Consider the following 22,215-nt stretch of genomic DNA (forward strand, 5'->3'; position numbering starts at 1 on the left):
ATGGTCCACCGATCCAGGACTTCGTCACCGGCCGGCCCGACAGCGGTGGATTCACGGGTTCGGCTGTCGAGACAGAGGCTGATCGATCTGTTCGCGAAGGATGTCGCCGTGTCCGGCATGCCGGGCGAACTCCTCGATCATGGCGAGCAGTGTCCATCGCATGCTGACTGTCCCTTCGCGAGGATTGTCCTTGGTGTCGTCGAGATCGAAGCGGGCGGCGATCGTCCGGGATCGCCTGCTCGCCCGCTCGAACTCGGCGATCACGTCGGCCAGCGACTCGTCGTCCGCGACAACGAAGGTGCCCTCGTCCCGGTTCGAGTATCCGTCGCATTCGGACTCGTCGAGTCCCGCCCAGAACCGCTGGAACCAGATCCGTTCGGCGGCCGCGGCATGCTTGAGCAAGGAAATCGGTGTCGTCAGTGACGCGACGAGTCGTCGGCGGGCGTCGGCGTCGGAGAGACCGCGTGCGGTCTCGATCAGGGCCTCGCGGTTGCGGTCGAGCAGGTTCTCGATGACCGCGCGCTCGGCGCCGTCGGTGATTCGGACGGTACTCATGGCTTCGCTCCGTTGTTGGGTGCGGCAGCGGATCTGCGCGAGGGAACTGGGGATGGCGACAAGGGCACTCAGGAGAGGTCGCGGAGTTCGATGTGCTCACCGTGGGGAGGTGCGGGAGCGGGTCGATGCGGTCTGACTGAAACACCGCGATCGAAGCCGGCCGGTCAGGAGCCGAACGCGTCGCCGACGCCTGGTGAGGCGGAAGTCGCAGGTTCCCACCTGCTGCGACATGTCTATCACATGGTCTCGCCGGGGGAGGCCCCGGCAGTACGGGAGCAGTACGGGCAGAGCGATGTCATCGGCGATTCCTAGAGTTCCGTCTGCTTCGTCCGGGAACCGGACGGGCACCGGAATGCGCCCATCCTGAAGGGAAGTCCCCGCTGTGAGATGGAAGAATCTGAGACGAAGAGCCGCCGCACTGGCAGTGGCGGTCACCGCATCGCTGTCCGGCATTCTCTTCGTGTCCGCACCGTCGGCATCCGCCGCCGGTCTGAGTAACCCGAGCGGCACGCTCACTGTCGAATGCGCCGGCGCTCGGGCGTTCATCCAGGTCGACTGGAAGGGCGCGAACAAGGTGACCGTTCGATGGCGCATCGACGACACCGGCACGGCGGCCAACATCTCCCCGGTGCTCCGGATCCAGGCCCGGGACGCCGACGGCTCGGCGGCTCCCTTCGTCTTCCCCGGAGACAACGCCTACTTCATCCTCCGCGGCGGCAACGGCCACCACGAGGTCGGTCTGCGTTCCGACTGGAACCCCAGCAACCTCGCCGACATCAACCGTCTCCGGGTGCGCGTGCAGAACGGGACGACCGCGCAGGGTACGCACTGCTACCAGGAGCGCGACATCTTCAACTGGACGCGGATCGGCTACCGGAAGGCAGTGGACCAGCAGGGCAAGTCATACGTGCTCGGAGGAACGGGGCCGAACTCCTTCGACTGCTCGGGCCTGGCACTGACCTCCTACGAGGCCATCCCGCACTTCCCCGACTTCCCGAGCGGTGTCCGTACCGCCGAGCAGATCTACTTCTGGATGCGGGACAACACGTCGCCGTCGAAGCGCTATGCCAAGCCGGTGGCGACCTCGGACCTGAAGATCGGTGACCTGCTCTTCTTCGAAAGGACGGCCAACAACGGCCGGGTGGCCACCCACGTCGCTTTCTGGGCAGGGGACAACAAGCTTTTCCACGCTCTTTCGCCACAGTTCGGTATCGATTTCGGTAGCTATTCGTCGTATTTCAGCAGCCGGTTCATCGGCGCCTACCGCGTCCTCGGGGTCGCGACCGTCGCCAACGGATAACCGTCGTCCTGGCCCCCGGTGCTTCGTGTCGGGGGCCAGGACCCTGGAATTCCGCCGTGAGGGAATCGGTCCGGTCCGGGCCGCTTTCTGACGTACCATCACCCGGTGCCGCCAAGATCGCCGATCGGCTTCGGGAGGTTGCTCCGGGCGCACCGGTTGCGTGCCGGGCTGACGCAACGGCAGCTCGCCGGGCGGGCGAACGTGAGTGCGGGCGCGATCCGCGACCTGGAACAGGGCCGGACCAGAAGTCCGAGGAGCACCTCCGTGCAGGCGCTCGCGGCCGCACTCGGGTTGGCAGGCAACGACGTCGAGCACTTTCACGCCGCCGCCGAGGATCGACGGGTCGCTCAGGCGGAGGCCGGGGGCGGCCGGCTGCGGATCAGGGTTCTCGGCCCCATCGAGGTCTGGCACGGCGACGCACAGGCGTCCCTCGGTTCCGGCAGGCAGAGCGCGCTGCTGGCGCGGCTCGCGCTCGAAGCGGGCACGGTGGTGGGCCAGGACGAGCTCATCGAACTCCTGTGGCGCGACGGCGCCACCCGTAAGACGGTGCAGTTGCTGCACACGCACGTCACGAGGTTGCGGCGGTTGCTGGACACCGAAGCGCGAACCGGCAGCGTACTCGTCGGCAGCCGGACCGGGTACCGGCTCGTGGTCGGCCCGGAGCACCTCGATCTGCTGAGGTTTCGCGAGCTGATCGCCCGGGCGGGCCACGACGCGCCGGAGACCGCCCTGACCCGGCTGGCCGAGGCCGTCGCTCTGTGGCGCGGCGACACCGACGTCGAGCGGTTGGCATCGGACCCGCTGTACACCGCGGTGCAGGCCGAGTACACCGGCGCCGTCCTGAGGTTCGCCGCGCTCGCGCGCGATCTCGGCCAACCCGAACAGGCGTTGAGACCGTTGCGCGAGCTCGCGAGTGTGCAGGGACTGGACGAGCCCCTGCACGCGGAACTGGTGCTCACCCTGGCGGCCGGTGGCAGGCAGACGGAGGCACTGGCGACCTACGACCGGATCCGCTCGGCGCTCGCCGACCAACTGGGCGTCGACCCTGGGCAGCCACTGCGCTCCGCCCAGCTCGCGGTGCTGCGGCACCAGGCCAGACGGACAGCGGGGTTGACCGCGATCCAGCAGGCACCCGCGGCGCCATCGGACTTTCTCGGCAGAGCGAGCGAACTGGCCAGGATCGAGGACGCGCTCGCCGACTCTGACCCGGAGTCCGGCCCCGCCTCGTCCCGGATCGTGCTGATCAGCGGAATCGCCGGCGTCGGCAAGACCGCGCTCGCGCTCGCCGCGGCACACCGGCTGCGCGCGCGATATCCCGACGGACAGCTTTACGCCGACCTGCGCGGCACCACGGCGACCGCGCCTGAGCCGATGCGGGTTCTCGGCCGGTTCCTGCGTGCGCTCGGCGTACCCGACCGGGGAATCGGCATCGACGAGGCGGAGGCGGCCTCGTTGTTCCGTAGCGAGCTCGCCGACCGGCGAATGCTGGTGCTGCTGGACAACGCTCGCGACGCCGAGGAGATCCGCCCGCTGCTGCCGGGCGCGGGCGGCAGCGACGTGATCGTGACCAGCAGGCGGAGACTGCTCGGCCTCGCCGGTGCTGCCGTGACTCGCCTCGGACCACTTGGCCGAGAGGAGTCGGTGGCCCTGATCGCGGCGACCGCGGGAACGCATCGGACCGACGCCGACCCTGACGCGGCGGGCGAGCTTGCCGAGGCATGTGGACGACTGCCGTTGGCACTGCGCATCGCGAGCGCGCGGCTGGCCACCCGTCAGTCGTGGACGATCGGCGATCTGGTTCGACGATTGCACGACGACCACCACAGGCTCACCGAACTGTCGACGAGTGAGTCGAGTGTGCTCGACAGTTTCCGGCTCAGCTACGCCGATCTCGGTGACGCGGCTCAGCGCGCGTTCCGGCTGTGCGGCCTGCACCCCGGTGACGACTTCGATGCCCAGGCCACCGGCGTGCTGCTGGGGATGACGCCGGCCGGGGCGGATCGCGTGCTGGAGGAGCTGCTCGAGGCGAACATGCTGATGCAGTACACGGCCGACCGCTACCGGTTCCACGACCTGCTCGGTCTCTACGCCCGGAGGCTGCTCGCGGACGATGCCGAGGCCGACACCGCGTGCTCCCGGCTGTACACGTGGTACGCCGACGCCGTGACGGCAGCCATGGAGTGGGTGTACCCGCAACTCGTGCGCCTGGACACCTGTCCGGCCCGCGACACGTTCTTCGCCGACGAGGCCGAGGCGCTCGCGTGGCTGGACTCCGAGCTGCCCGCGTTGGTCGCCATCGTCGGGCGCACGGCGGAGACCACCGATCCCGGGCTGTCCTGGCGGATCACCGACCAGCTCCGCGGTTACTTCCTGGTGCGCAGGCAGGCCGACGGCTGGCTGACCGCGGCGGAGTCGGGGCTGGCCGCCGCGGTCAGGGCCGGTGACGACGTCGCGCGAACAGCGATGTTGATCAGCCGCGGCCAGGCCAGGTGGTCGGTCGGCCGGGAGGAGGAGGCGCTGTCCGACTGCATCGCCGGTGAGCGGCTCGCGTGCGCCGTCGGCTGGTCCACAGCCGCCGCGTACCTGGCCCATCACATCGGATGGCTCTGTCTGGAACAGGGCACGCTCACCGACGCGGACGGATGGTTTCGTCGCGCGCTCGATTCGGCCGACGAGGATCGCCTCGGTCATGTGCGGGCGGTCGCGCTCAACGGACTCGGTGTGCTGCGGCTGTGCCAGGGCGAGCTGCGAGCTGCCGCCGAGCTGCTGACCGCCGCGATGGAGATCAACGAGGCGACCGGCCGGGAGACCTCCGCGCTGGCCAACCGGGGCAACCTGGCGAGCGCGCTCCGCCAGCTCGGTGACCGGGCGCGCGCCGCGGAGCTGCTCACCGATGTGCTCGCCGCGTACCGGAAATCGGCACACTTGCGCGGCGAACTGTCCACTCTGGACGAACTGAGCGAACTGTATCGCCAGGGTGGGGACGCCGCGGCCGCGTTGGAGCTGGCCAAGCGCGCACACGAGATGACGTCCACCGTCCGCGACCGGAAGGCGACGGCCCAGACTGCCGCCACCGTGGCACAGGCATACCTCGCGCTCGGCGACCTGGAGTCCGCCGCCCGGTGGTTCGAGGACTGCCTGACGATCGCGCACGACACCTACCCGTTCATCGAAGCTCGGGCGCTGGCAGGCCTCGCGTCGGCCCGGCTGCGCGCAGGCGACCCCGCCTCGGCGTCGGGCGCGGCCGAACGGGCACTGGCGATCGCGGGCTCCTGTGGCTTCCGGCTGCTCGAGGCACAAGCGCTGACCGCCTTGAGCGCGGCGACGCAACTGGTGGCGGCAATCCCCTCGACGCGTGCCGTGCCGGGGGAGCCGGGCCGTGCCGAGTTCTGGCCCGAACCAGGCGGCTGGAACTGACCCGTCTCGCGCAGTGCGGCGATGCCCGGCTCAGGCGTGGGCCGTGGACCCTCGCACGATCAGCTCGGTCGGGATCATGATGCGGCGTGGCTCACCGTGTTCACCGGCCATGCGGGCCACGAGGCGATCCATCCCCTGCTTGGCGATCTCCTCGATGGGCTGGCGGTGGGTCGTCAGGTCGAAGGGATCCCATTCCGACATCGGCAGGCCGTCGTTGCCCATGACCCACACGTCCTCGGGAACCCGGACGCCTCCACGGCGCAGTGCGCTGATGACACCGAACGCGATGAGGTCCGCCGAGCAGAACACGGCGCTCGGCAGCGTCCCCGATTCCAGCAGTGCGGTGGCCGAGGCCCAGCCGTGCTCGTAGCTCGTCGTGCCGACGAACCAGCGCCGCGTGGCGACCTCGACCCCGCGCTCGGCGAGGCAACGCCGGAACCCGCGTTCCCTGGCGGGGCTGGCGAAGGTGTCCCTCGGCCCGAACACCGTCGCCAGGTCGTCGCGTCCACGGTCGAGGAAGTAGGCGGCCGCGGCGTACCCCGACCCCTCGTGGTCCGAGGTGACCTGGTCGACCGGGTTTCCGGGATCGGCGCGGTTGACGAGCATCACCGGCACACCGCGGCTCGCGAGCTGGTCCACCCCCGTGGTCTCCTGCTTCGCGGCCGCGAAGATCACCGCGTCGACGGCTCCGCTCTTGACGCCCGCCTGTGCCATCGGAGCGGCCGGGTCGTCGTCGTTCCACAGCAGGACGGTGAGGTCGCGTTCCCTGGCTTCCCTGGTGAGCGCGTCGAGCAGCCGGGGGAAGTACGGGTTGAGCATCTCGGAGGCCACGATGCCCACCGCGCCGGCGCGAGCCGTGCGCATCGCCTTGGCCGAGGCGTTGGGAACGTACCCGAGCTCGTCGAGCGCGCGCAGTACCCGCTCGCGGGCCTCGGGGGCGACACGGGTGTTGCCGTTGAGGACCCGCGACACGGTGGCCTGGGAGACATGTGCGGCATGGGCGACATCGCGGCTGGTGACCACGCCCACCTCCCGACGATGCCGATCCCGCCGCCCTGGGCGGCGTGGCGCCCAGTGTAGCGGCGGCGGGATCACCGGCCGCGGCACTGCGGGGCCACGCCTCAGTCGGCCACGGCGGTGTCGAGTTCCGCGGGCGGCGCGGTCCAGGAATCCGGCACCTGGGCGAATCCCCGGTCGATGTCGCGTGCCCGGTTGGCGCCGAGCAGCGCGAGCGTCTGCCGGAACTCCTGCTCGAAGATCTGGATCACCCGGTCCACTCCGGGCCTGCCTCCCGCGGCGACCCCGTACACCCACGGCCTGGCCACGGTGACTCCTGCCGCTCCCATCGCGAGCGCCTTGGCGATGTCCACACCGGTTCGCACGCCCCCGTCGAGCAGGACGTCCGCGCGTCCCGCCGCGAGGTCCACGATGCGAGGCACCGCGCTGACCGCGCTCGGCAGGCCGTCGAGCTGGCGGCCGCCGTGGTTGGACACGATGATCCCGTCCACTCCGGCGGCGAGCGCCTTGCTGGCATCGCCGACGGTCGTGATCCCCTTGATCAGCAACGGGCCGTCCCAGGTTGATCGCAGCCACGCCAGGTCGTCCCAGTCCGCCGCGAGGTTCGACAGCTCCTTGTTGATGAACTCGCTGTGCGAGAGCGCGCTGTTGCCTTCGGCGATTCCCTGGAAGTTCCTGAAGCCGATCGGCGGCCCCTGCACCAGGTCGAGGAGCCACCGGGGATGCCGGACGGCGTCGAGCGCGTTGCGGGCGTTCACCTTCGGCGGGATGGACATCCCGTTGCGCAGGTCGCGAATGCGGTTGGCGTTCAGCGGAACGTCGACGGTGAGCACCAGCGTGCCGCAACCCGCCGCCTTCGCCCGCGACACCAGGTCCTTGATGAGCTCCCGGCTTCGCCACAGGTACAGCTGGAACCACAGCGGGCCGGTCGCGGCGTCGGCGATCTCCTCGATCGACCAGGCTGACGAGGTGCTGATGGTGTAAGGGATCCCGCGTGCTCCCGCCGCGCGCACGGCGGCGAGCTCACCGTCGTTGCCGACGACGCGGACGAGACCGGCCGGGCCGAAGACCAGCGGCAGCGGCAGCTCCTGGCCCGCGATCGTGGCCGTGGTGTCCTGCTGCCGGACGTCGACGAGGGTGCGCGCGGCGAAGACCACGTCGCGCAGGTCGTTTTCGTTGGCGCGCAGGGTGTTCTCGTCTCCCGCTCCGCCGTCGACGAAGTCGAAGATCATCTTCGGAACCTTCTTACCGGCGCGAAGACGCATGTCGGCGATGCTCGGCACGGCCGCGACACCCGAGGGGCCTGACGGCGCGGTGACCAGCTTGAGCAGTTCGGCGACACCGGAGAGTCGTCGCATGATGGTGTTCTCCCGTCCCAGTGCCGTCAGACGAGCGGCAGTTTCTTCGAGTAGTCGATGGCGAGGCTGCAGGCGAGGTAGACCAGTCCGCAGCCGGCGAAAATGATGAGCCCGGTGAAGTACGAACCCGTGGCGCTGACGACGAAGCCCGTGATGATCGGGATGATGATGCCGCCGATGTTGGAGAACAGGTTCATCATCCCGCCGAGCACTCCGGCGCGCGAGCGGATGGTGAGCGTGCCGGGCAGCGACCAGTACAGACCGAGGAACCGGCCGAAGAAGAGCGTCGCCGCCAGCAACACGACCGCGACCGTCGTGTCGGACACGAAGGCGACGGCCAGGATCGCGGCGGTGGCGATCAACGCGCTGACACCGATGAGGGTGCGCATCACGAGGTTCGCCGAACCTCCCGCCCTGCGCCAGCGCTGCGCGATCCAGCCTGCGACGTTCTCGCCGACGAAGCCGGAGAAATAGATCGCGAACGACGCGCCGGCCAAGCCGCCGATGTCGAGCCCGCGCTCCTGGAACAGGTACAGCGGCCCGAAGGTCAGCAAGCCGTAGAACAGCATGTTGGCGGCCATGAACCCGATACCCATGAACCAGAACGTGCGGAACTTGAGGAAATGCGCCGCGGACTTGGTGCTGGTGGTGAGCTCGGCGTCGCGCTCGTCCTCGATGGCGTGCTCGCCCTCCACGTAGGCGATCTCGGCCTCGTTGGCGCGCGGGTGCTCGCGCGGTGTGTTCCGGATGAACCGCCAGATCACCCAGCCCGCTCCCGCGGTGACCACGGCGACCACCACAAAGGACTCTCGCCAGCCGCCGAGCAGCGAGATCAGGCCAGCGACGACAAGGCTTCCTACGGCGGCGCCGAGGGTCGAGGAGGAGTCCATCAGCACGGCGCCCCTGGCGCGGTCCTTCTCCGGCAGCCAGAGTGCGGACAGCTTCGCGCCGGTGGGGTACTGCGGCGCCTCGGCCGCGCCGAGCCCGAGCCTGGCCATCAGCATCATCCACATGTTGGCCGCGAGCCCGGTCAGCAGTTGGAAGAACGACCACAGCGAGACGGCGATCGTCAGCACCTTCCGGGGGCCGATCCTGTCCGCCAGCCAGCCGCCGGGCACCTGGAACGCCGCGTAGGTCCAGAAGAACGAGCTCAGCAGGATGCCCTGGACCGCGGGATCGAGGTCGAACTCCTCGGCGATCAGCGGCATCCCCACCGACAGCGAGATCCGGTCGATGTAGCTCAGAGTGCCGACCAGGAGCAGCAGCACGAAGAGGTGCCACCGCACGTTCGTCGGCGAGCCCGACGTGGAATCCAGGGCGGCGGGTGGCTTGCCTTTCCGCATCGAACCGAACGACATCGTTGTCTCCCTCAGTGACCAACCGGGCCCGCGCGGCCCGGCTCGCTCCGGACGGGAGCGAACGATGCGAGACCCTACGTGAATACGTATTCACGAGCAAGCGTGGGCTGCGCCCGAGCTGTGCGCCGTGCGTCTGGCGTTCGCAGAGCAGCCGCCGGAGCTGGATTCGGGGCTCGTCAGCGTTGGCGTGCCTCGGAAAGGGGCCGTGAACGGTAGCTCTGCTGAGGTCAGGGGTCACTATCCGACATCGGCGGTGGTGTCAATCGGTTGATCGACCCACACCGGTCGGCAGCCCGTGCGGGTACCGTGCCCTCGCCCCGTCGCAGGCGTCTGCTCATCCATCATCGACGATCATCGTCGGCGCAGCACGTCCCTCAGCGAGATCACGAGACACAGGAGCACAACATGACCGCCGTCCCTGGCCGGTTGTCGACCCCGTTGGACGACGTCAGGGAGCACGTCGATCGCGTGTTCGGCGCGAATGTCGCGAAGCGACTGGACAAGTTCAAGGACGGGACGTTGTACATCTCCGCGGGAGGCTGGGCGCGCGTGGCGTCCTGGTTCGTGGACTTCGTCGTCTTCGTGCTCGGCATGGCGATCGGCTTCGTCGTGCTGGTGATCGCCCTTCCCGAACCTTCCGACAACATGCTTGTGGTGGCCGTGCTCTGCCTGGTGTTCGGCGTGCCGATGCTGTCCGGTCTGTACTTCGGTAACGGGCGCGCGCTTGGCGCCGTGCTGACCGGCACCCGGCTCGTTCGGGTCAAGAACGGCGGGCGGCTCGGCGCGACGGCCTGGTGGGCCATGATCATGCGGAACGTGCTGCTCGTGCCGTTCTTCGTTCCGGTCATCATCGTCGCGCTGTTCGAGAACGCGACCAGCGTCATCTCCTTCCACCGGATCAGCATCGACGACGGTGCCACCCGGCGGCTGCACGCCGCCGGCTTCCAGCACCTCGGGGGCGCCACGCCCCATGCCTCCACCCGGTGAGGCTCCTCGATCGGTGAGATGACCGACAACTTCAGGTGATCGAGGGCGCTCAGCGCTGCTCGGTCCCCGGATACAACCCCACGTGTGCGCGTCGAGTGCCAACTCGGCGCGCACTTCGTGTTGTCCGGGTCAGTGGAGATCGGGTCAGGAGCCGCTCTGTCACTCCACCCTTGACACGACGCAGATAACGAGAAATAGTTCCCGCCAATCGCAACGAAGGATCCACCATGACTGCTCGACCCGGAGACCTGCACACGGTGAGCCGTGCCCTGCAGGTCCTGCGCGCCTTCACCGAGGACCGCCCCACCCGAGGCGTGACCGAGTTGGCCGACGAGCTCGGCCTGGACAAATCCCAGGTACAGCGGATCTTGGCCACACTGGCCCGACAGGGCTTCACCGTGGTGGACCCGGCCACCCGCCGCTACACGCTCGGCCCCGCCCTGGTGCAGCTCGGCCGTCAGGCAGAACACAGCCCGGGCCTGCGGCACCAGCTCGAACCACACCTCGAGAAGCTGGCCGCCGCCACCGGTGAGTCCGTGGTGGTCTGCGTGCCGGACGGGTTCCGCTACCGCACGATCGCCGCCTGCGACGGTCCCGGGATGTTGCGCTACGCCACCGCACTGGGCCGGTCCTATCCCGGCCACCTCGGGGCGACCGGGCACGCGATCTTCGCGTTCCACCCCGCCGCATCCGCCAAGGATCTGCTCGGTGCCGACGGCCACGAGCCCGACCCCGATGCGGTCACCGACCTGACCCACCGCCAGGAGCAGGTACGGCAGCGCGGTTACTCGATCAGCGAGGGCGAGTTCGACAGCCGGGTGATGGCGGTCGCCGCGCCCGTGCTGCTGGACGGCACCCTCTTCGGCGCCGTGAGCGTCCTGGGGCCGTGGTCCTACATGACGCCGAACGCCGACGAGCTCGTCGACGCCGTGCTCGCGAGCGCTGACCAGCTCGGGCAGGCTCTCCGCCCTCCCGCCGACTGAACCCCGCGCGCACGACAGGCACCTCGCCCGTCACCGCCTATCCCACGCGCACGAAACGAGACCTCCCCATGTCGCATGACTCCGCGCACGACGCTGCGCCCACGAGCACCGAACCGCTCCGCCACCCGAGGGCGTTCGCGCCACGCACGCTGGTCATCACGATCCTGCTGTCCGTGCTGGGCGCCTTCATCGGTCTGCACCTGGTGACCACGCTGGGAATCTCCGCGAACACCTCGGTGATCGGCGCGCTCGTCGCGATGGTCCTTGGCCGGGTGGGTATCTGGGGCCTGCACCAGTTCCGCGACGTCAACCGGCAGAACCTCGCCCAGACCGCGATCTCCTCGGCCACCTTCGGTGCCGCCAACGCCCTGCTCACCCCGATCGCGATCGGCTGGGCGTTCGGCCGCCCGGACCTGATCTGGCCGCTGCTGCTGGGTGCGGCCGCGGGTCTCGGGGTCGACTCCTGGGTGTTGTTCAAGACCTTCGGCTCCCGGTTCCTGCCCGCCACCGCGGCCTGGCCTCCCGGTATCGCCGCCGCGGAGACGATCAGGGCCGGTGACGAGGGTGGGCGCCGCGCCAAGATCCTCGTGGCCGGTGGCGTCGTCGGCGCGGTGCTCTCCTGGTTCGGCCTGAGCGGCTCCGCGGCCGGTGTGGCTCTGATCGGCAACATCTTCGCGCTGCTCATGTTCGGCGTCGGGCTGATGGTCAACCAGTACGCGCCGGACATCCCGGGGCTGTCGCACATCTCGCTCTCCGACGAGTTCATCCCGCACGGGATGATGATCGGTGCCGGTGTGGTCGCCCTGATCCAGGCGGTCCTCATCCTGACCAACCGGCGCAAGAAGAAGGCCGCGGACGCCAAGGCCGAGGCAGAGAAGCACGGCCTCGAGCGGCCGGACGAGTCCGAAGTGGACCAGAGTATCGACCCCGCGATGTACCACACCCGCAACGCGTCCGAGCTGGGCCGCGGACTCGGCTCCGGCGTGGTGATGTTCCTGGTCGCCGCGATGGCGCTCGCGGCGGTCTCCGGCATCATCGCCGACCTGAGCGTGCCCGCCCTGATCGGCTGGGTCGTCTTCGCCGCCGTGGCCGCGTTCGTGCACGAGATCATCGTGGGGCTCGCGGCAATGCACTCCGGGTGGTTCCCCGCCTTCGCGGTGACACTGATCTTCCTGGTCATCGGGCTGGTGATCGGGCTGCCGGAGGTGCCGCTCGTGGTGCTCGTCGGCTACTGCGCCGCCACGGGCCCTGCCTTCGCCGACATGGGCTACGACCTCAAGGCAGGCTGGATCCTGCGCCGCGTCCACTCCCGCCACCCCGGGTACGCCCGGTACGAGATGTCCGGCCGCAAGCAGCAGTACTACTCGTCGATCATCGGCTTCGTCGTCGCGCTGGTCATGGTCGCGCTGCTGTGGCGCTCCTACTTCGAGGCCGACCTGCTGCCCCCGGTGTCGCAGGTCTTCGCCGACACGATCAGCGCCGGGCTGACCAACCCGGACGCCGTGCAGAACCTGCTGATCTGGGCCATCCCCGGCGCGCTCATCCAGGCCATCGGCGGTTCCCGGCGGCAGATGGGCGTCATGCTCGCCACCGGGCTGCTGATCTCCGCCCCGTACGCCTGCTGGCTGGTCTTCGCCGCTCTGCTGGCGCGGGTGATCGTTCGCCACGTCAAGGGCCCCAAGGGCGAGGAGGACCTCAACCTGTTCGGCGCCGGACTGATCACCGGCGACGCGGTGGCCGCACTCGGCCAGGTCGTCCGCTGACCCTGAGCACTGTCCCAATTCCCACCACAGAAAGGAGTTCCGCGTGGAGGTCACCAACCGGGTCGAGTCCCGCAGTGAGTATCTCGCGTTCGAGGCATTCGTCGGCGCGCGCAAGCTGATCGAGGAGATCATGTGCGTGCAGGAGGGCGAGAACGTCCTCATCACCACCGACACCTCGTCGGACATGCGCGTGGCCGAGCTGCTCGGCGGCGCCGCGAAGGCCGTCGGTGCCCACCCCGTGATCGTGCGGTACGAGACCAGGTGGCAGTCCGCCGTCGAACCTCCCGCCCCGGTGGCGGGCGCGGCCCTCGGCGCCGACGTGTGGATCGAGCTCCAGCTCGGCTACATCATGCACTCCGACGCGTTCCGCGCCGCGATGGAGCGCGGCACCCGCTACACCTGCCTGACCGGGCTGGACGTGCAGATGCTCGTCGACACCGTCGCCAAGGTCGACTACCAGGGCGTGCGGGACCTCGGCGACAAGCTGGTCGAGCTGATGACCGCGGGCGAGGAAATCCGCATCACCTCGGCCAACGGCATGGACATCACCGGTCGCACCGGTGACCGCCCGATCCACGTTCGCGGCATCCCCGCGGACAAGCCGGGCATGTCGGTGATGCTCGCGGGCCAGATCTCCTGGAACCCGATCGAGGAGACCCAGAACGGCACGATCGTCTTCGACGGAGCCGTGTGGCCGCCGGACGAGAACGGCCTGATCTCCAACCCGGTCACGCTGACGGTCGAGAACGGCGTGGTCACCAAGGTCGAGGGCACCGGCCGCGACGCCGACGTCTACCGCTCCTGGCTGGCCGCGCAGGACGACGAGAACATGTACCGGGTGGCGCACTGGTCGCTGGGCTTCAACCCCGGCGTGACCAAGTCGACCGGCCGGATCGTCGAGGACGAGCGCGTCTTCGGCTGCGTGGAGTTCGGCATCGGAACCAAGGGCGCCTGGATCGGCGGCGAGCCGTGGGTGGCTCCGGCGCACTCCGACGGGTCGAACGTCGCTCCGTCGATCTACGTCGACGGCGTGGCCCTCGAGGAGAACGGCAAGTACGTCCACCCCGAGCTGGTGGAGATCTGCCGCCGCCTCGGAGTGGACGGGTACTGAGCATGCGGACTCGCAGCCACCGGCTCGACGGGCACGACGTCCACGAGCACACCCTCACCGTCCCCCTGGACCACACCGGTGCCACGCCGGGCACCATCGAGGTCTTCGCGAGGGAGATCGTTCGCGACGGCGGCGCGGACCGGCCGCGCCTCGTGTGGTTCCAGGGTGGTCCGGGGAACCGGGCGAACCGGCCCGCCTCGATTGGCGGCTGGCTGGACCGGGCGCTGCAGGAGTACCGGGTGGTGCTGCTGGATCAGCGCGGCACCGGCCGGTCGACCCCGGCCGACCGGCAGACGCTCGCCGAGCTGGACACCGTGGGCCAGGCCGCCTATCTGGCCCACTTCCGCGCCGACTCGATCGTGGCCGATGCCGAGGCGCTGCGCCTGGCGCTGGGGGAGCAGCCGTGGACGGTGCTCGGCCAGTCCTACGGCGGCTTCATCGCCACCGCCTATCTCTCCCGCGCGCCGCACGGGCTGCGGGAGGTGCTGATCACCGCGGGGCTGCCTGCGCTGAGCGGTCCCGCGGACGAGGTGTACCGCCTGACGTTCGCGCAGACCGCTCGCCGCAACGCCGCCTTCTTCGCCCGCTACCCTGGCGACGCGGTCACCGTGGCCGAGGTGGCGGGGCAGCTGCGCGAGCACGAGGAGCGGCTGCCCACCGGTGAGGCGCTCTCGGTGTCCCGGTTCCTGCAGGTGGGGATCAGCCTGGGCTCCTCGACCGGGTTCGACTCGCTGCACTACCTGCTCGAGGACCCGTTCGTCACCGTGGGCGGGAAACGCCGGCTGCGGGAGCGGTTCCTGCGGGAGGTGGGCGACGTGGTCTCGTTCGCGGCGAACCCGCTCTACGCCGTGCTGCACGAGACGATCTACGCCCAGGGCGCCCTCTCCGACGGGGCGACCTCGTGGGCGGCGCACCGGGTCCGGCAGTCCCTGCCGGAGTTCGACCCGGATGCGGACCGGCCGTTGCTGACCGGGGAGCACATCTTCCCGTGGCAGCTCGCCGAGGACCCGGCACTGGTGCCGCTGCGCGAGGCTGCGGACCTGCTCGCGAACCGCGAGGACTTCCCGGCGTTGTACGACCCGGAAGCCTTGGCGGGCAACGAGGTTCCGGTGGCGGCCGCGATCTACCACGACGACATGTTCGTGCCGCGCCAGCTGTCCCTGGCGACGGCGGAGTCGATCCGGGGCCTGCGCCCGCTGGTGACGAACGAGTACCAGCACGACGGTGTCCGCGTCGACGGCTACCGGCTGCTCGACCGGCTGCTCACAATGCTGCGTCGCTGATCGCGCCCGACCGGGGGCGCCTCGACCGAGGCGTCCCCGGCACGGCCGCTGGGGTCCTTTTCGGACATGAGTCGCCATGTCCGGTGGGGGACGGGTGGCGTTCGGCCGCTGACGCCGGTGCGGCCCTCGTCGGCGCGCGTCACTCGATAAATTTTGTTCCGACCAAAACAAATAATTCCGAGCTTGATTTTTTGTTCTTGAGGAAACAAATAGGACGCCCATTGCGGTTCAATTGTCAATACTCGTCTCGCCACGCGGACGACTATGGAAACCGCTGAAATTAGGTGGAAGGCTGCGTCGACATCTCCTCCGAAAGGCATGACGACGTGAGCTCTCTCCCCAAGTCCCGACTCCTGTCAGCGGCCGTGGCGTTGGTGTCCATCGCAGCGGTGGTGACCGGCTGTTCCCGCGCCGAGGACACGTCCGAGGGCGCGGCGCCCGCACAGAGCGAGGGGCCCGCCTCCGAGGTCCGGCTCGGTTACTTCCCCAACGTCACCCATGCTCCCGCGATCATCGGCGTGAACAACGGACTGTTCGCCGACGAGCTCGGTTCCACCACCTTGACCACACAGACCTTCAACTCGGGCACCGAAGAGGTCAACGCGCTGTTGGGTGGCTCGCTCGATATCGGCTTCATCGGCTCCGGTCCGGCCATCAACGCCTTCACCAAGTCCGAAGGCACCATCCAGATCGCCTCCGGCGCGGTCTCCGGTGGAGCCCAGCTGGTCGTGAAGCCGGACATCACCTCGAAGGACCAGCTGCGGGGCAAGACGATCGCGACCCCGTCGCTGGGCAATACCCAGGACGTCGCCCTCAAGAAGTGGCTCGACGAGAACGACCTCACCGATTCGGTCGAGGTCGCGAACTTGGACAACCCGCAGACCTTCGACGCGTTCCGCGGCGGCGAGGTCGACGGTGGCTGGCTGCCCGAGCCGTGGTCCTCGCGGCTGGTCGACGAAGCCGGTGCCCGCGTCCTGCTGGACGAGAAGGAACTGTGGCCGGACGGCAAGTTCCCCACGACGGTCATCGTGGTGCGCAGCGAGTTCCTCCAGCAGCATCCCGAGACCGTGAGGGGGATCGTGGCGGGTTCGCTGGCGGCGAGCGACTGGGCGAGCTCCAACCCCGACGAGGCCAGGACCACGGTGAACGACGGCATCAAGGAGCTCACCGGCAGTGAGCTGAGCCCGGCCGTGCTCGACCGGGCCTTCTCCAACATCACCCTCTCGTCGGACCCCAACAGCGCCACCTACACACAGCTGGCCAAGGACTCGGTGACCGCGGGCATCGTCGACACCCCGGCGGATCTTCAGGGATTCTTGGATCTGCGCCTGCTCAACGAGGTGCTGAAGGAACAGGGCAGGCCCGCCATCGACGCGGCCGATCTGCAGGCGAACTGAGGCCGGCGCATGAGTGTGAACCTTCACCAGCGGGTTCGACCACAGTCGACCGACGTCGCGGTGCAGCTCTCCGGCGTGGTCAAGAACTTCGGCCGCGGCGAGCACACCGTGACCGCGCTCGACGGGGTGGACCTGACCGTGGCGCCCGGTGAGTTCGTCTGTCTGCTCGGCGCGTCCGGCTGCGGCAAGACGACCCTGCTGAACCTCGTGGCCGACCTGGACGCGCCCACCGCGGGCACGGTCACCCGCAACACGTCGCGGCCAGCGGTGATGTTCCAGGACGCGGCGCTCATGCCGTGGCTGACCGCCGCCACCAACGTCGAGCTTCCCTTGCGCCTGGCCGGTTTCTCCCGCGCCGAGCGCAGGGCGAAGGCAGCCGAACTGCTCGAGTTGGTTCGGCTCGGCGGACAAGATCGCAAGCGGCCGCACGAGCTGTCCGGCGGCATGCGCCAGCGGGTCGCGCTCGCGAGGGCGCTCGCGGCCACGCATCGCCTCGACGGCGGCGAACAGCAGTCGCTGCTGCTCATGGACGAGCCCTTCGCCGCACTGGACGCGATCACGCGCGACGTCATGCAGGGCGAGCTGGTGCGCATCCACGACGCCACGAAGCCCTCGGTGTTGTTCGTGACGCACGACGTCCGCGAGGCGGTCCGCCTCGGACACCGGATCGTGCTGCTGTCCTCCCGTCCGGGAAGGGTCGTGCGCGAATGGACCAAGGACGAGAACACCGACGAGGGCCCGTTGACCGATGACATCACCGCCCGGTTGCGGGAGGTGATCAGCACCCATGCCGCGCACTGACTCCGACACCGAGCTGGCGGCGGTGGGCGCCGGCCTCGACGCGCTCGACACTCCCGCCGTCGAGCAGGCACCCCCGCTGTGGCGGAGGGCCCTGCGTTCGGTGGCGCCTCCCGTGGTCGCCCTCGCGGCGGTCGTGGTGGTGTGGCAGATCCTGTGGTCCACCGCGTGGTGGCCGGAGTTCAAGCTCCCCGCACCGCAGGCCGTGTGGGACGAGTTCTGGACGAGCGCGTCCACAGGCGAGGTGTTCGGCATCGTGTGGACCTCCGTCCACCGCGCGATTCTCGGCTTCCTCGCCGGCGTGGTGATCGGTACTCCACTCGGGTTGCTCGTCGCCAGGGTCCGGGTCGTGCGGGCCGCGATCGGCCCCCTCCTCACCGGGTTGCAGAGTCTGCCCTCGGTGGCGTGGGTTCCCGCGGCCGTGCTGTGGTTCGGCATCAACGACGCCGCCGTCTACTTCGTGGTGCTGCTCGGTTCGATCCCGTCGATCGCCAACGGTCTCGTCTCGGGCATCGACCAGGTCCCGCCGATCCTGCCGCGCGTGGGCAAGGTGATGGGCGCGGGCAGGTACGCCTCGGCGCGCTACATCCTGTTGCCCGCGGCCCTGCCCGGATACCTGGCGGGACTCAAGCAGGGCTGGGCGTTCTCCTGGCGCTCGCTCATGGCGGCCGAACTCATCGCGGTCTCGCCGCAGCTCGGGCTCGGCCTCGGCGCGTATCTCAGCCACGGCCAGAACTTCAACGACATGCCCAAGGTGCTCGCCGCGATCTTCCTGATCCTGCTCGTCGGCGTGGGCATCGACCTACTGGTGTTCCGCCCGCTCGAGCGGGCCGTGCTGCGGGCCCGAGGGTTGACGGCCTCGCTGTAGCCGCAGGCCCGGCCTGCCCGCTGAGCCGGGCAGGCCGGGATCACCTGTGTTCGGTCAGCGCCGCTGCGCCGAGCGATGGGTGAGCTTGCGAAGCGCGGTCAGTGCTCGGGCAGGCAGCGGCGGGCTGGTTACTCGGGTGGTGATCCGGTGCGCGATCACACCGAACAGCGCGGCGTAACCGAGTCCCGCGAAGAATCCGGTGAACAGGTGCAGTGCGGCGCGCTGGTTCCGGGTTCGGACGGCGGCGGGCCAGATCGTTGGTCCTGGACGCGCAAAGCGGGACTCCTCTCGGGCGGTTGCGTCCTCAGGAGAACCCCTGCCGTGGGGACACACTCAAGTCCTGATCACACGGGGTGCCGAGGGCGATGATCGTGGGGAACGATTCGGCCGCACCTGGAGGTACTTCTGGACCGGTCGGGTGTGGCGGGGCAGACTGAACCACGAACGACGGAAGCTGGGCTGTTCATGAATCTTCTGCTGAACCGACTTGTCAAAGGTGCCGAACTCAATGTGGTACAACAGTTATCTCGCTGAGAAGATACCGCCGATGGCCGGTGAGCAGAGTCTGGCCGTGTATCTCGCCAGTCGACGGCAAGGTGGCTGGCGGGTTTTCGGCGGTGTCCTCTACGTGACCAGTCACCGATTGATTTTCTCGCCGAACTCGACGGAAAGACGGCTTGCCGGTCGGGATTTGGTGGGTGCGGAAGGGTCGGATATCCAGGGTCGATGTTGCGCGCAGGAACCCCCTCGATCTCCTCGGCGGCGGAGTCAGAAGGCGGTTAGGGGTGGTTACGGATTCTTCCGAAGACTATTTCGTGATCGGCATGGTGGACAGGGTGATCTTTGATTTACACCGGTGGTTGTCCCAGCCTGGTTCCTAAGAAATCCCCGTGCGGTGTTTGAGTGCGCCGATCTTGGTGCCGTACATGAAGAGCAAGCCGTTGAAGACCTGCAGCTGCGTCGGTCCGTCGAGGTCCTCGTAGAGGTCGTACAGGTCGTCCTCGGCCAGGTCCCCGGTCGCGACGGTGCGCTGGTTGAAGATCCGCTTGGCCAGCTCGTGAGGCCGGTCGCCCATCTGCAACGGCACGATCGTGCGCAGGTCGTACTCGTCGGGCAGCGGGCTGGTGACCAGTTCGGCGGGGTAGCGCGCCGACATGATCCGCATCGCGCAGTTGACCACGTGCACGGCCAGCGTCGGACCCATCATCAGGGTCTCGACCATCGCCTTCAGATCGGACAGTGACGCGACATCGGCTTCGATGTTGATGGAGGAGTCGACGTCGAGGCGTTCCATCGCCTTCGCGATGTTGGCCAGCACCTGAGCCGGGTCGATCGTCGTCCGCTCGCCGTCGCCGGTGGACTCGTGCTCCTGCGTCATGCTGTGCTCCCTCGGGCCCCGGTGTGTGTCACCCTCCACCCTGCCATCCGGCACCGACAGCTCGCGAGCGCCGCCCTCACCTGCTGGGCGCGCGCAGGACCTTGCCGGGTTGGGTGTTCGTCCGGCAGCGTGGCCCTGCCGGAGAGCTGCCCGGTCCGGTCGGGTTCCGTGCGACTCGGGGTGCGGGCGGAGCACATCACGATCTCCGCTGAGGACTCCGGCGACGGGCTGGCGGCCGAGATCGTGAGCGTCGAGCGGCTGGGTGCGGAGACGCTACTGGGGTTCCGGCTCGGGCAGGCAGACGGGCGGACCGGAGTCTCGGACTCGACCCGGTCCGACGTGCACCTGGCACGCATCTCCGGGACCAGTTCCCTGGAACCGGGAACCGCGTGCCGCGTTCAGCCGGCGTTCGAGCTCGCCTCGTGGTTCGACGCCGAGTCCGGCCTGCGACTCACCCCGGACGAACGGGTCGGCGCGCTCGCCGGGTAGCCGCCCGGATCACTAACGGCGACGAGGCTTGCCACCCCGGCCACGTTTCCCCGGCTTTCCGGAACGGTCCCGGGAGTGCCCGCCGGTCGGCTTCGCCTGCGCGGGTTTGCGTTTCGGCGTCTTCGGCGCGGGCGGACGTCCGCGCGTGCTGTTGACGGTCCGGCCACGGACGATGCCGATGAACTGCTCCATCAGCTCGGTGGTCTCGTCCTCGATCCAGGACAACGCCACCTGCGACTGCGGAGCGTCGGTCACCGGCCGGTAGGTGAGGCTCTTGCGGTGGTGCAACCGGGCCAGCGACTGCGGTACGAGCAGCACTCCGACACCGGCCGCAACCAGCTCTATGGCGCCGGGCGTGGTGTCGGGACGGGCAATGGCCGGCTTGCCGGGCAGCTGCTCCCAGACCAGGGTGTCGTCGTGGGGGTGCAGCACGACGTCGTCGGCGAGATCCTCGATCGACAGCTCGTCGGCGGCGGTCAGCACGTGCTCCTTGTCGACCACGGCCACGGTCGTCTCGGTGTAGAGCGGGATCGCGTGCAGGCCGGTGCGGTCGGTCGGCAGGCGGAGCAGAGCCGCGTCGACCTGGCAGTCCCGCACGACGTCCGCGGCCTCGGCGGGGGACACCGCGACGAGCTCCAGCGCCACCTCGGGCACCCGCTCCTTCCAGGTGCGCACCCACTTGTCCGGAGTCACGCCCGGCACGTACGCGAGCCGGAACGGCTGGGACTCGTCCGAGGCTGTCACCAGGCCAGGTTACCGGGAGTGGTCGGCGGCCACGCACCTGGCGATATCCTGGACTCCATGTCGTCACACAAGACCGTCCAGACCATGAAGCCCGCCACCGCGGCCAAGAAGCTGGGTGTCTACCTCGAAGCCACCCCCGCCGAGTTCCAGGAAGGCGTGGTCTCGCGCGACGAGCTGAACGCGTTGCAGACCGACCCCCCGGAGTGGCTGCGCGACCTGCGCCGCAACGGTCCGCACCCGCGCCAGGTCGTCGCGGCGAAGCTCGGCATCTCGATCGGCGGGCTCGCCCGCGTCGGCCTGATGGACCCGCTCACCACCGAGCAGATCGACGCCATGAAGGCCGAGAACCCGGACTGGCTCCAGCGCGAGCGTGCCACCCAGGCCGAGGTCAGGAAAGAGGCGGCCCGCGCCAAGGAGAAGAACGCCGGGACCGACCGGCCACGCTCCTGACCTCGTCAACCACCGCGGGCGCTGCGATCGCCGGCTGCCGCGCGAGCGAACTCGGCGGGGGTGAGCCCGTACCGCCTCGTGAAGGCGCGGATGAAATGGCTGCTGTCGGCGAACTGCCACTGGGCGGCGAGCTCCGACACACTCGGCCTGCCGGACGGCGCGAGAAGTTCGAGCCGGGCTTGTTCCAGTCTGCTGCGGCGAATGTATCCGGCGATGCTCTCGTCGACGGCCGCGAACGCCCGTTGCAGCGTACGTAGGGAGACGTTGAGCTCACGAGCAAGCGTCGACGGCGAGAGATCCGGATCGGTGAGCCGGTTGTCCGCGAGATCCTTCGCGGCCTGAGCCAGCGCGGGGCCGAGGTGGGGCTCGGTGCTGTCCGCCCGCTGCCTCAGCACTCCCTTGACCAGCTCGATCGTGGCGTTGCGAGCGGTCAGCGCTCCGGCCGGGCTGAGGTCGTGTGCGCGCTGGCTGACCAGGTCCAGGTGACCGCGGAGCAACAGCATCTCGGCTGAGGACGCCGGTCCGGCGATCAGCCGGTCCCGGACGAGGTGGGTGAGGGAGGACGCGGGCACGATCAGGACCGTCGCCGAGGTCTGCCGCGCCTCCTCGAACGTCGGCGGGCCGAGTCGCTGCACCATGAAATGCCCGGCGGGGACGGTGCGGTCGCCTTCGCGCGGCCGGGCGAACCGCCAGCTGTTGTGCCTCACCATGTGCAGCACCACCTGCTCGTCGCTCTGGTGGGATGCGCTGGTGTAGCTACCGTAGAGCGACTCGCCACGAACGTCGGCGATCACCGAGTCGTGCACCGTGACGGCGCGGGCGCTCATCTGGAAGTCCCCGGCGCTGCCCGGCGTGAAGTCGGGTGCCGGCAGCTCCTTGCCGAGCTGCTCCTCCCACCCACGCCAGAAGCGGCCGAAGCGATCTTCCACGGCGCCGGCTCCGCCGGACGTCCCGTTCGA

19 protein-coding genes are annotated in these 22,215 nt (G+C 69.1%); 12 read left to right on the forward strand and 7 right to left on the reverse strand.

What is annotated here, in order from left to right:
• Positions 1 to 51: 51 nt before the first annotated feature.
• Complete coding sequence (locus JHE00_RS23175) at positions 52 to 555, reverse strand: DinB family protein (RefSeq protein ID WP_200321634.1); 504 nt, start codon at positions 553 to 555, stop codon at positions 52 to 54.
• 424 nt (positions 556 to 979) lie between these two features.
• Between JHE00_RS23175 and JHE00_RS23180 the strand changes: the two genes are divergently transcribed.
• Both JHE00_RS23180 and JHE00_RS23185 read left to right on the forward strand, forming a co-directional pair.
• A complete protein-coding gene (locus tag JHE00_RS23180; RefSeq protein WP_307832069.1) occupies positions 980 to 1,855 on the forward strand; it encodes a C40 family peptidase in 876 nt (291 codons plus the stop codon).
• A 105-nt stretch (positions 1,856 to 1,960) separates the two neighbouring features.
• Positions 1,961 to 5,272, forward strand: coding sequence for a BTAD domain-containing putative transcriptional regulator (locus JHE00_RS23185; protein WP_200321638.1), 3,312 nt, complete (start codon positions 1,961 to 1,963; stop codon positions 5,270 to 5,272).
• 30 nt (positions 5,273 to 5,302) lie between these two features.
• On the opposite strand, the gene JHE00_RS23190 is transcribed toward JHE00_RS23185, so the two are convergent.
• The 3 genes from JHE00_RS23190 to JHE00_RS23200 form a co-directional block, all read right to left on the reverse strand.
• Positions 5,303 to 6,295: a LacI family DNA-binding transcriptional regulator gene (locus JHE00_RS23190; RefSeq protein WP_200321640.1), complete on the reverse strand. Its 993-nt coding sequence runs from the start codon at positions 6,293 to 6,295 to the stop codon at positions 5,303 to 5,305.
• 98 nt (positions 6,296 to 6,393) lie between these two features.
• Positions 6,394 to 7,647: an alpha-hydroxy acid oxidase gene (locus tag JHE00_RS23195; RefSeq protein ID WP_200321643.1), complete on the reverse strand. Its 1,254-nt coding sequence runs from the start codon at positions 7,645 to 7,647 to the stop codon at positions 6,394 to 6,396.
• A 26-nt stretch (positions 7,648 to 7,673) separates the two neighbouring features.
• The gene (locus JHE00_RS23200) at positions 7,674 to 9,005 is read right to left on the reverse strand and encodes an MFS transporter (protein ID WP_200321645.1); all 1,332 of its coding nucleotides are present in this window, start codon (positions 9,003 to 9,005) and stop codon (positions 7,674 to 7,676) included.
• 405 nt (positions 9,006 to 9,410) lie between these two features.
• Here JHE00_RS23200 and JHE00_RS23205 point away from each other — a divergent pair, with 405 nt between their 5' ends.
• The 8 genes from JHE00_RS23205 to JHE00_RS23240 all read left to right on the forward strand — a co-directional run bounded on the left by JHE00_RS23205 (position 9,411) and on the right by JHE00_RS23240 (position 18,195).
• Positions 9,411 to 9,992, forward strand: coding sequence for an RDD family protein (locus JHE00_RS23205; RefSeq protein WP_200321647.1), 582 nt, complete (start codon positions 9,411 to 9,413; stop codon positions 9,990 to 9,992).
• A 227-nt stretch (positions 9,993 to 10,219) separates the two neighbouring features.
• Complete coding sequence (locus tag JHE00_RS23210) at positions 10,220 to 10,975, forward strand: IclR family transcriptional regulator (RefSeq protein ID WP_200321649.1); 756 nt, start codon at positions 10,220 to 10,222, stop codon at positions 10,973 to 10,975.
• A 68-nt stretch (positions 10,976 to 11,043) separates the two neighbouring features.
• The gene (locus JHE00_RS23215) at positions 11,044 to 12,738 is read left to right on the forward strand and encodes an OPT/YSL family transporter (protein ID WP_200321651.1); all 1,695 of its coding nucleotides are present in this window, start codon (positions 11,044 to 11,046) and stop codon (positions 12,736 to 12,738) included.
• A 43-nt stretch (positions 12,739 to 12,781) separates the two neighbouring features.
• Positions 12,782 to 13,849, forward strand: coding sequence for a 2,5-dihydroxypyridine 5,6-dioxygenase NicX family protein (locus tag JHE00_RS23220; RefSeq protein ID WP_200321653.1), 1,068 nt, complete (start codon positions 12,782 to 12,784; stop codon positions 13,847 to 13,849).
• Positions 13,850 to 13,851: 2 nt separating this feature from the next.
• Positions 13,852 to 15,132: an alpha/beta fold hydrolase gene (locus tag JHE00_RS23225; RefSeq protein ID WP_200321655.1), complete on the forward strand. Its 1,281-nt coding sequence runs from the start codon at positions 13,852 to 13,854 to the stop codon at positions 15,130 to 15,132.
• Between the two features lie 326 nt (positions 15,133 to 15,458).
• Entirely contained in the window at positions 15,459 to 16,529 is a 1,071-nt protein-coding gene (locus JHE00_RS23230; protein WP_200321657.1) for an ABC transporter substrate-binding protein, read from the forward strand.
• Positions 16,530 to 16,538: 9 nt separating this feature from the next.
• Positions 16,539 to 17,330: an ABC transporter ATP-binding protein gene (locus JHE00_RS23235; RefSeq protein WP_200321659.1), complete on the forward strand. Its 792-nt coding sequence runs from the start codon at positions 16,539 to 16,541 to the stop codon at positions 17,328 to 17,330.
• A complete protein-coding gene (locus JHE00_RS23240) occupies positions 17,317 to 18,195 on the forward strand; it encodes an ABC transporter permease (RefSeq protein WP_200321661.1) in 879 nt (292 codons plus the stop codon). Before JHE00_RS23235 ends, JHE00_RS23240 begins: the two co-directional genes overlap by 14 nt.
• 877 nt (positions 18,196 to 19,072) lie before the next feature.
• On the opposite strand, the gene JHE00_RS23245 is transcribed toward JHE00_RS23240, so the two are convergent.
• Positions 19,073 to 19,573: a hypothetical protein gene (locus tag JHE00_RS23245; RefSeq protein WP_200321663.1), complete on the reverse strand. Its 501-nt coding sequence runs from the start codon at positions 19,571 to 19,573 to the stop codon at positions 19,073 to 19,075.
• 168 nt (positions 19,574 to 19,741) lie between these two features.
• On the opposite strand from JHE00_RS23245, the gene JHE00_RS23250 reads away from it, so the two are divergent.
• On the forward strand, positions 19,742 to 20,062 hold the full coding sequence (locus JHE00_RS23250; RefSeq protein ID WP_200321665.1) for a TOBE domain-containing protein: 321 nt from the start codon (positions 19,742 to 19,744) through the stop codon (positions 20,060 to 20,062).
• 12 nt (positions 20,063 to 20,074) lie between these two features.
• Here the strand turns inward: JHE00_RS23250 and JHE00_RS23255 are convergent, their stop codons facing one another.
• Positions 20,075 to 20,806, reverse strand: coding sequence for a LysR family substrate-binding domain-containing protein (locus tag JHE00_RS23255; RefSeq protein ID WP_200321667.1), 732 nt, complete (start codon positions 20,804 to 20,806; stop codon positions 20,075 to 20,077).
• Between the two features lie 57 nt (positions 20,807 to 20,863).
• On the opposite strand from JHE00_RS23255, the gene JHE00_RS23260 reads away from it, so the two are divergent.
• Positions 20,864 to 21,256, forward strand: a complete 393-nt coding sequence (locus JHE00_RS23260) for a DUF5997 family protein (RefSeq protein WP_200321670.1) — start codon at positions 20,864 to 20,866, stop codon at positions 21,254 to 21,256.
• Between the two features lie 5 nt (positions 21,257 to 21,261).
• On the opposite strand, the gene JHE00_RS35940 is transcribed toward JHE00_RS23260, so the two are convergent.
• Positions 21,262 to 22,185 carry a helix-turn-helix domain-containing protein gene (locus tag JHE00_RS35940; RefSeq protein ID WP_200321672.1) on the reverse strand — a complete coding sequence of 308 codons (924 nt, stop codon included), beginning with the start codon at positions 22,183 to 22,185 and terminating at the stop codon, positions 21,262 to 21,264.
• Positions 22,186 to 22,215 lie beyond the last annotated feature (30 nt).

The sequence above is a fragment of the Prauserella cavernicola genome (assembly GCF_016595675.1).
GTDB lineage: Bacteria > Actinomycetota > Actinomycetes > Mycobacteriales > Pseudonocardiaceae > Prauserella_A > Prauserella_A cavernicola.